This window comes from Flavobacteriales bacterium (assembly GCA_020435415.1).
In the GTDB taxonomy this organism is placed as follows: Bacteria; Bacteroidota; Bacteroidia; order JACJYZ01; family JACJYZ01; genus JACJYZ01.
The window spans coordinates 1-9,386 of record JAGQZQ010000112.1 but is presented as its reverse complement, the minus strand read 5'-3'; the positions used below and the strand labels follow the sequence as shown (position 1 = coordinate 9,386).

The window sequence follows — 9,386 nt, the reverse complement described above, 5'->3', positions numbered from 1 at the left end:
ATACCATTGTGGTGGTGGCACCCATCTCCGGCGGCCCTTCGGATCTGTTGGGTATACTTCCCGGCGACAGGATCGTGGAGATCGAGGGCAAGTCGGTGGCAAGCAAAGGCATCACCAACCAGGATGTCATGGACCAGCTCAGGGGCCCGGGTGGTACAGACGTGTCTGTGAGAATATACCGCAGGGGGCACAAAAAACTGCTTCCGTTTACCATCACCAGGGGCGAGATCCCCATTTTCAGTGTGGATATCGGATACATGATCAATCCGGTCACAGGTTACATCAAGATCAGTCGTTTCTCCCGAAACACCTATGAGGAATTCAAGGAAGCGATGGAAAAGCTGAAGGACCGTGGCATGGAACAGTTGATCCTGGATCTCCGGGGCAATCCGGGAGGCTACCTGGAGGCAGCGACTCTTATTGCTGATGAGTTTCTGGAACGGGATCAGCTCATTGTTTATACCGAAGGCAAATCCAGACCGCGGATGCCTTATTACGCCAGCTCCAAGGGCAACTTTGAACAACAACCGCTGGTGGTATTGATTGATGAAGGTTCTGCCTCCGCCAGTGAAATTGTGGCGGGAGCGATTCAGGACAACGACAGGGGAAGCATTGTAGGGCGCACGTCATTTGGCAAAGGCCTGGTACAGGAACAATCTGTTTTCCCTGACGGTTCCGCACTCAGACTCACCATTGCCAGGTATTACACCCCCACGGGCAGGTGCATACAACGTCCCTACAACAAAGGGGTGGAGGCCTATTACGAAGACCTGTATAACCGCAGTGATATTCATGGCGGCAACGGCGACAGTCTGCCCGAGCCGGACAGTCTGAAGTACCTTACCCCCGGCGGGAAGGTCGTCTATGGTGGCGGTGGCATTCGTCCGGACATATTTGTGCCGGTAGACACCAACGGATACAGTGCGTATCTGAACCGACTGGTGGGCTCGGGGTTGATCAACCAGTTCTCATTCCATTACGCCGATCTGCATCGGGAAGAGTTGATGCAGAAATACAATGAAGAAAGCTACCGGACGCGGTTCAGCATTTCCGGTTCAGTGAAAGAAGACTTCATTAAGTACACCGTGGAACACAGTCTGCCTTTTGAAGAAGAAGGGTGGCAACGTTCGGGAGAGTGGATCCGGCTGAGGATCAAATCCGCGATCGGTCGTCAGATCTGGCGTGAAATGGGCTTTTATCCGGTATTGCTTGAGCGTGATCCTGCGGTAAAAGAGGCCTTGAAGCTACTCCCTGGAAATTTCTGACAAAAAAATCCCAAGCCACCTTTATTTATAACCTTTTCCGCCATCTAACGGCTTCGAAAAGGGCATAAACAGGTTGCATCCCACTGTGTGGGCGAACTCCTCCATAACGCGTTTAAAATCAAAAAGAAAGCATCCCCCGCCTCCCAGTACGAGGCGGGGGTTCCGCTTTCTTCGTTAGCCTGTCGCACCTCCGTTTACGACAAGCCACGTATCATTACCGTTAAGGGACGGTAAACCCGGCGACGATGCACATCACCTGTAATTGTACTTTAACATTCTACCGGTTTGGCTAGCCTCGCCCCCGCCAAAAGGCGGGGGAGAAGACTGGCCTGTGTGTTCCAATCGTACCTCCGAAAACGACCGGAACCACCTCCGTATACACCGGCGTGTATATTCTTAATTACTTGCCGCGCCAACAGCTGCAACTCCTGGGATATCAACCCAGCGTTCGATAACACCCTGCTGTAATGCTGAATCCCATTCCACATATACATCTATTTCCTTCGCGTTACTTCCAACCTGTACCCTAAAGTCCTGCCCAACCCTAGTTACGCTTAGAACTTGCGTATACGGTGTCTGCATAAGAACATAATTCTCTACTTCCTGTGTAGTTACACCCGAATCCTGTGCCATGGTCAACTGTGCAATGCACATAATTGCCGCGACCAAAGCAGTTTTTGTCCAATTTTTCATGTTGCCCTCCATTTTAACATGTGAATATTTCAAAGAATTTCTTGCTTCAAAGGACGGGGCTTGAACGTCCGCAAACCACGGACAAATCTGGGAAATCGTTAGATTCGAGCTATAGCAATTTATGCGGGAATACAATTGCAAGGATTTTTTATCCGAAAAGCCTATATTTATACCCACCACATGCAGATTATCGTCGCCATCATCGAAAGCATGACGCCGGGAGAACTGGAGAACGTCAAAAAAGGGCTCACCCAGTTTGCCACGAAACGTGCCAAACGGCCGGGACCGGAGAACAGCACGTCATTGAAGCTCGTGGAAGCCGTCCTGGAACATGGGGACAATTTTACGGACGAGGATTACTGTGAATTGATGTATGGCAACAAACGGGACCCCAGGTTCCGGGCCTTGAAATTTTGGATCAAGCGCAGACTTCTGGAACTGCAAATTTCCGACATCTGCTTAGGGCACAATCAGGATCTCTTTATAGTTTACAAGTATAGAATACAAGTCAAGAAGTATCTTGCCCAAACGTTCCTTTATTATGCCAAAGGCAAGGGAATGCGGGTTCTCAAATTTTTGTTTGATCAAATTATAAAAATTGGAAAAGAATATGAGCTTTTTGAAGAACTTGGGGAGGCATATTCATTAATGGTTTTTACGCTAAACACCGGTGATCCGAGTATTTTTGACGAGATTGAGACCAAGAAATCTTACTATCGAAAGTGTCAATATGCTGTTGACAAAGCCTCAGAGATATATAACCGTAGGTTGCTTCTAGAAGCATCCCAGCGAAACCTACCCGCACACCAAGAGGAAATGATGCTTAGAAATGCACTTGAAGAGTTAGATCAAATTTCCAAAGAGATCAGCTCGGTTAAATTTAACTACTTTCATTTGTGCTTAATTTATGACTATCAGTTGGCAACACGAGATGTTGTACAGGCAGAAAAGACAGCCAAGAAACTCCTAACTATCGTACAGAAAAACAGATTGGTAAGTAATAGAAATCGTACCGGAAAAATATATGGTTATCTATGCTCATGCTCGTTGTACCTTGGAAACTATCATGGTGTATTAAAATATGCGAAAAAGATAAAAGAATATATTAAAGAGGGTACCAGTAATATGAAACTAACCCTAATACATGAACTTCAAGCGCAGATTTATTTGTCTAGATATGAAGACGCTAATGAAACATTGAAATTATTGCGAATTGATCCTACATATAATGATAGTGAGAGAGATATTAGTCAATACGATTACTTCCATTCCACGATTCATTTTCTACAAGGACGTTACGTTGAATGCTTTCGTATTCTTCAAGGTGTACGTGACATCATGGACGACAAAGCAGGTTGGAACATCGGTGTGCGCCAGTTAAGCTTCATGAGCCTGGTGGAAATGGGGCTTCGCGACCAGGCCAGCGCCGTGGTAGAACAAATGCGTAAATACATCGAACGTACCAAATCAAAAGTCGAATTCAGAGAAAGAGATTTAATTATTTACTCCCTGTTTGCCGCCCTCAACCGAGCCGACTTTGATTTTGATCACAGCCGCTCCAACATGAAGAAACTGATGGACCGCCTGTCCAACGACAATGATTCGATTGCCTGGCAACCCGTAAGTCAAGAGATTGTACCTGTTCACATTTGGTTCAAAGAACATCAGCGAATGGCACTGAGCAAACGAAAGAAAAGGAAGAACGTCAATTAAACGTTTATCTCTACCCCAGCCTCCGTATAAACTACCTCCGATGAAAGCCATCATTCCCATCATTGAAAGCATGAGTCCCGCTGAACTGGAAAATATCAAGCGTGGTCTGATGCAGTTTTCTACGAAACGTCCCAAGAAATCCGATCCAGAAGGAAGTGCTTCTTTAAAACTGGTAGATGCCGTGCAGAACTACGGTCACACCTACTCAAATGATGATTACTGTCAATTGATCTATGGGCAAAAACACGACCCGAAGTTCCGGGCACTGAAGTTCTGGCTCAAGCGACGGCTACTAGAACTCCGCATTACGGATGTATGTCTCAGCCATAACAGAGACTTACCACAACGATATAGAGAAAAGATACGTGTTAAAAAATACCTAGCGCAGATTTATCTTTATTTTCACGAAACTCATGGAACATATATCCACCAATTCCTTTTTGAACAAATCATAAAGATCGGCACCGAATATGAATTATATGAAGAGTTGGGAGAAGCTTATTCTATTATGTGCTTTTCAATTAAACACAGAGATCCTACCGAGTTACTTGGGATACAGGAGAAACTGAAGTATTACCGGAAATGTCAGGCAGCCATGGATCGGGTTTATGAGATCTATAATCTTCGTCAAGCACTGGAGTTTAAGCATCGGAACTTTTCACCTTTACAGGAAACTACCCTTCTACAAGAGGCATTGGATGAACTAAAAACCATGTCCGAAGGAATTCATTCCATTGGGTTCAATTACTTTTATTCGTGTCTGGTGTATGATTTTTACATGGCACAAAAAGAGATTCATAAGGCAGAAGACATAGCCAAGGATTTATTGAATCAACTAAAAACCAACATACTCGTTTACAATAAAGGGCGAATCGGCAAAACCTACGGTTATCTGTGCACATGTGCGCTTCACCTGAGGGATTACAAACAGGTTTTACAGTATGTCCACAAACTAAAGGAATACCTGAACCCAGGCACTAACAACATGAAGTTCGCCCTCCTTCATGAACTGCAGGCACAGATACACCTCGGACAATATGATGCGGCGGAAACAACCTTAACAATACTGCGTTCCGAACCCATCTACAACGAAGACAAACGGGACAGCGGCCAATACGACTACTTCCAGGCGGTCATCCACTTCCTTAAGGAAAACTACTCCGAATGTTTCAGCATCCTGCAAAGCATACGGGACATCACGGACGACAAAGCCGGCTGGAACATCGGTGTGCGGCAATTGTGTTTCATGTGTCTGGTGGAAATGGACCTCTACCAGCAAGCCAGCGCCACGGTGGAACAAATGCGCAAGTACATCGATCGGACGAAGGCAAAGGTCGAATTCCGGGAAAGAGACCGGGTGATCTACTCCCTGTTTGCCGCTCTCAACCGGGCCGACTTCGATTTCAACCATACCAAATCCACCATGCCGAAGCTTGTTGGTCGTTTGTCCGATGATGATGGTGATATCTCCTGGCAGTCCGTCAGCCAGGAGTTGGTGCCGGTGCATACGTGGTTCCTGAAACATCAGGAAGCCACCTTGAGGAAAAGAAAGCTGAAGAAGAACGCTGACCGAATGACATAATCCCAAGCCGCATACCTTACCTCCGATGAAAGTCATCATTCCCATCATTGAAAGCATGAGTCCCGCTGAACTGGAAAACGTCAAGCGTGGCCTGATGCAGTTTTCTACCAAACGTCCGAAGAAATCCGATCCCGAAGGAAGTGCTTCTTTAAAACTGGTGGATGCCGTAACAAAATTCGGCCACGCCTATTCCAATGATGATTACTGTCAATTGATCTACGGCCAAAAACACGACCCCAAGTTCCGGGCGCTGAAGTTCTGGCTTAAAAGGCGATTAAATGAACTTCGTATTTCTGATGTGTGTCTGAGCCACAATGATGAAGTTCCGTTGGCATACAAATTCCGAATCCAGGCAAGGAATTATATTACCCAATCATATCTGTACCATGGTCAAAGTCACGGCAAACATGTTCAAGAGTTTCTCTTTGTACAGGCCGTCAAGATTGGCGAGGAGTGGGAATTATTCGAAGAGTTGGTAGAGGCCTATTATCTTATGGGAATTGCATATAGAAATGATCAAAAAAAGTTTCTGGAATTATGTGAAAAGAAGCATTACTATCGAAAATGCCAATTGGCCCTGGACCGGGTCCTGGAGTTGAAGAATCTCCGCCTTTCCGTCCTGGAATCAGAAAGGAATCTCCCTCCCCATGTGGAAGCCGCATTGCTGGAGGAACCGTTAGAAGAAATGAAGCCCTTAATGAAAGAGATCAAATCTGATAAGTTCAAATACTTCTACTTATCTCTATTAAACGACTTTTATGTTGCAAAGAGGGATTACCCAAAAGCGGATGAGGTGGCGCAAGAATTGCTTGCGATGGTAAAAACAAACAAACTGGTAAGTGCCTCATATAGATTAGGTAAGTGTTATGGTATGCTTTGCACACAGGCACTCTTTCAAAAAAATTATGAGGGTGTGCTCGATTATGTAAAATCGCTCAAAGAACATCTTAATCCGGGCACAAACAACATGAGGTTAACACTTGAGCATGAACTTCAAGCACTATTGCATTTAGGGAGATATGACGATGCCCAACGAACACTAAAGACGCTTTGTGCAGAATCATTTTATTATGAAAACAAGCAATATGCCGGCCAATACAACTACTACCAGGCGGTCATCCATTTCTTAAAAGGAAACTATTCAGATTGTTTCAGCATACTGCAAAGCATCCGGGACATCACAGACGACAAAGCGGGCTGGAACATCGGTGTCCGGCAATTGAGCTTCATGTGCCTGGTGGAAATGGGACTCTACCAGCAAGCCAGCGCGACCGTAGAGCAAATGCGCAAGTACATTGACCGCACCAAATCAAAGGTCGAATTCCGGGAAAGGGACCGGGTCATTTACTCCCTTTTTGCCGCCCTCAACCGGGCCGACTTCGACTTCAACTACCCCAAGTCCACCATGCAAAAACTAGTGGATCGCCTGTCAGACGACAAGGGTCCGGTAGCCTTTGAACCCGTCAGCAGTGAAATAGTGCCCATCCATACCTGGTTCAAAAAGCACCAGAAAAAACAAAAGAAAAATGCCTGACAGCTGTTGATGTACAGCCGCCAGGCAATCTCTTTTATAATCTGAATATTTACTGCGGAATTCTCTTGATCGTACAACCCAGGGACTTGGTGCTGTTCGGATCGATGGCCTTGCCCGCCGCCAGATTTGACAACGCATTCTGCAACCACGGTGTCTTCACCTCTTTCACATCATCGGCATTGTCATCAATAGCACCGCGATAGGCCAGCTTCAGATCGGCATCAAATAAAAATACGTGTGGTGTACGCGTTGCACCCAGGGCATCCGCCAAAGCAGACCCTTCATCCATAACGTAAGGAAAGGTATAACCGGATTTCTTTGCGTGCGCCTTGATGGATTCCATGGAATCATCGCCTTCTCTCTTGGCAGCATTGGAGTTGACAACCACCATGCCGATATCATTCTTCTTGCAAGTCTCCGCCAGACCGTTGTAGCGTCCTTCCCACTTCATAACCCACGGACAGGTGTTACAGGAAAAAATAACAAGCAGGCCTTTCTTCCCCTTCAGGTCTCCCAGCGTGACCTTCTTTCCTTCGGTATTTTCAAGTTTTATATCGGTGCCTTTTGCGGCATCACCAATTTCCAGTTCATGTATGCCGTCATGGGCCATCTTAAATGCACCAAGTGCCAGGATGGCAAGACAAAGAGTAAAGATTTTTTTCATTGTTATGGGGGATGTTAGATTTTAAAATTACCGCCTGATCCCCGAATTTCCAAAAAGCCCTTTGTTATTGTTGTTCTTGCTTTTGGACTTTTTCTTTTTCTTGAAAGAGAAGGGACTACCTTTCTCCATAGGGATCACAGGATTTTTATATGCCGGACAACCATGTTTCTGACATGACGTGACGCCCAATGCAAATCCAAGCAAGAGGACCATCATGATCGCTTTCGTCTTCATCACTAAATTACTTTTTTGTGCTTTAGGCCAGCTGCTGCTTGGTTTAAAGTAACAATAATTGAAGGAATATTACAAACTTAGGGCCTGCATAACCATTGTCTTCGCATACCAGAATCTGCATGGATCACCAAACCCATCCCATATACGCTGTTGCCGGAAAAAAGATATGGCCCGGATTGATGCGCTTTTTACCTTGCCTTATGTTGCTAGTATTTACCTGTGCCGTAGACGGGCAATCGCGTTGGAAAACCTTCAGAACGATCAGCCGGCCGGAAAGGTGCTGGGTCCTGTTTCACCCGTTCGTTGCCGGAAAATGCCTGAATCTTACAAAACAGGCGCAGGCAGCAAGTGAACGGATCATGAGATCGGATACGCTGGACGGAGACCCTGCCGGTGGACAAGTCGATGCTTTCCGGCATGCCTACTGGATGGCCCTGGTCTCAAGCCGAACGGGGTGGCGCAAGGCACGAAGTCTGGGACGTGCACATGAAAGGGGTAACCATATTGCCAGGCGAAAGGGTCATCTCGAAGATGGCCTCATTCCTGACAAACCAGCCAGCGACATGGACCTATGGAACAACGACGCCGGCATTGACATCGGCCGCACTCATAAAAACGCACCCTCTGATAGTCTGCGGATCTATGTGATCTCTGCGATCATGGAAGGAAAGATGCGAGTCCTGTCCAAAAATGCAGCCGGACAATGGCTGGACTGCAACGGACAACCCCTACCCCCGGAATCATACACAGGTCTTTGGGAGAATGACAAATGCCTCGTACCTTCGGATCAGAAGCATGAATAAGAACATATCCATACTCCTTCTGATCGCGCTGTTGATGGGCGGACTTGCTCATGGCCAGGACCGGCAACAGACCATCCACGGGCGGGTGACCGACCGCGATACGCAATACCCCCTCCCCGGCGCCGCCATTCTCCTGATTGGCACCGATCCGCCCATAGGCACCGTTACAGACAACGATGGCTACTTCGAGCTGAAAGATGTGGCTGTCGGAAGGGTAAGTCTGCAGATCAGCTACCTGGGATATAAAACCGAGGTCTACCAGAACCTGGTTCTCACAAGCGGAAAACAACTGGTGGTAAACGTGACCCTGGAAGAAATGGTGATCCAGGGCCAGGAGGTGGTCATCCAGGGAGAGCGAAGCAAGCAGCAGGCACTAAACGAAATGGCCACGGTAAGTGCACGCCAGTTCACCGTGGAAGAAACCAACCGGTATGCAGGCACACTGGGAGATCCTGCCCGCATGGCTGCCAACTTCGCCGGGGTCGGATCCGCTTCCGATCAACGTAACGACATCATCATCCGCGGCAATTCGCCCGTAGGTGTTCTGTGGCGTTTCGAAGGGGTGGACATTCCCAGTCCGAACCACTTTGTATCCCAGGGAACCAATGGCGGACCCATCAGCATCCTGAACAATAACCTGCTGGCAAACTCCGATTTTTTCACCGGCGCTTTTCCAGCAGAATACGGCACTGCGCAAGCCAGCGTTTTCGATCTGACCATGCGCCGCGGCAATACGGACAAACGGGAGTATACCTTCCAGGTGGGATTCAACGGTGCCGAACTCATGACGGAAGGTCCTTTCTCCAGAAAGAAGGGAAAAGCAAGTTACCTCGCCAGTTACCGCTATTCCACCCTGGATATTTTTGAAGCATTGGGGATCAACTTCGGCACGGCCGGC

Annotated in this window: 9 protein-coding genes; 6 read left to right on the top strand and 3 right to left on the bottom strand. The window is 47.2% G+C overall.

What is annotated here, in order from left to right; genetic code table 11:
* Window positions 1-1,265, top strand: a 1,265-nt coding sequence (locus tag KDD36_13540) for a PDZ domain-containing protein (GenBank protein ID MCB0397672.1), incomplete at its 5' end; no start/stop codon positions are given.
* Between the two features lie 396 nt (window positions 1,266-1,661).
* Here the strand turns inward: KDD36_13540 and KDD36_13535 are convergent.
* Window positions 1,662-1,958 (bottom strand): hypothetical protein, encoded by a 297-nt coding sequence (locus KDD36_13535; protein ID MCB0397671.1) that lies wholly within the window; start codon window positions 1,956-1,958, stop codon window positions 1,662-1,664.
* 180 nt (window positions 1,959-2,138) lie between these two features.
* Between KDD36_13535 and KDD36_13530 the strand changes: the two genes are divergently transcribed.
* The 3 genes from KDD36_13530 to KDD36_13520 are packed head-to-tail and all read left to right on the top strand — an operon-like array spanning window position 2,139 to window position 6,787.
* A complete protein-coding gene (locus KDD36_13530; GenBank protein MCB0397670.1) occupies window positions 2,139-3,671 on the top strand; it encodes a hypothetical protein in 1,533 nt (510 codons plus the stop codon).
* Between the two features lie 40 nt (window positions 3,672-3,711).
* Complete coding sequence (locus KDD36_13525; protein MCB0397669.1) at window positions 3,712-5,253, top strand: hypothetical protein; 1,542 nt, start codon at window positions 3,712-3,714, stop codon at window positions 5,251-5,253.
* A 25-nt stretch (window positions 5,254-5,278) separates the two neighbouring features.
* Window positions 5,279-6,787, top strand: coding sequence for a hypothetical protein (locus KDD36_13520; GenBank protein ID MCB0397668.1), 1,509 nt, complete (start codon window positions 5,279-5,281; stop codon window positions 6,785-6,787).
* 49 nt (window positions 6,788-6,836) lie between these two features.
* Here the strand turns inward: KDD36_13520 and KDD36_13515 are convergent, their stop codons facing one another.
* Together KDD36_13515 and KDD36_13510 are read right to left on the bottom strand one after the other, a co-directional pair.
* Window positions 6,837-7,451, bottom strand: coding sequence for a thioredoxin family protein (locus KDD36_13515; GenBank protein MCB0397667.1), 615 nt, complete (start codon window positions 7,449-7,451; stop codon window positions 6,837-6,839).
* A gap of 27 nt (window positions 7,452-7,478) precedes the next feature.
* Entirely contained in the window at window positions 7,479-7,685 is a 207-nt protein-coding gene (locus KDD36_13510) for a hypothetical protein (GenBank protein ID MCB0397666.1), read from the bottom strand.
* Between the two features lie 119 nt (window positions 7,686-7,804).
* Between KDD36_13510 and KDD36_13505 the strand changes: the two genes are divergently transcribed.
* Together KDD36_13505 and KDD36_13500 are read left to right on the top strand one after the other, a co-directional pair.
* Window positions 7,805-8,488, top strand: coding sequence for a hypothetical protein (locus KDD36_13505; GenBank protein MCB0397665.1), 684 nt, complete (start codon window positions 7,805-7,807; stop codon window positions 8,486-8,488).
* Window positions 8,448-9,386 (top strand): carboxypeptidase-like regulatory domain-containing protein (locus tag KDD36_13500; GenBank protein ID MCB0397664.1); only part of this gene is annotated, 939 nt, incomplete at its 3' end. The genes KDD36_13505 and KDD36_13500, both read left to right, overlap by 41 nt.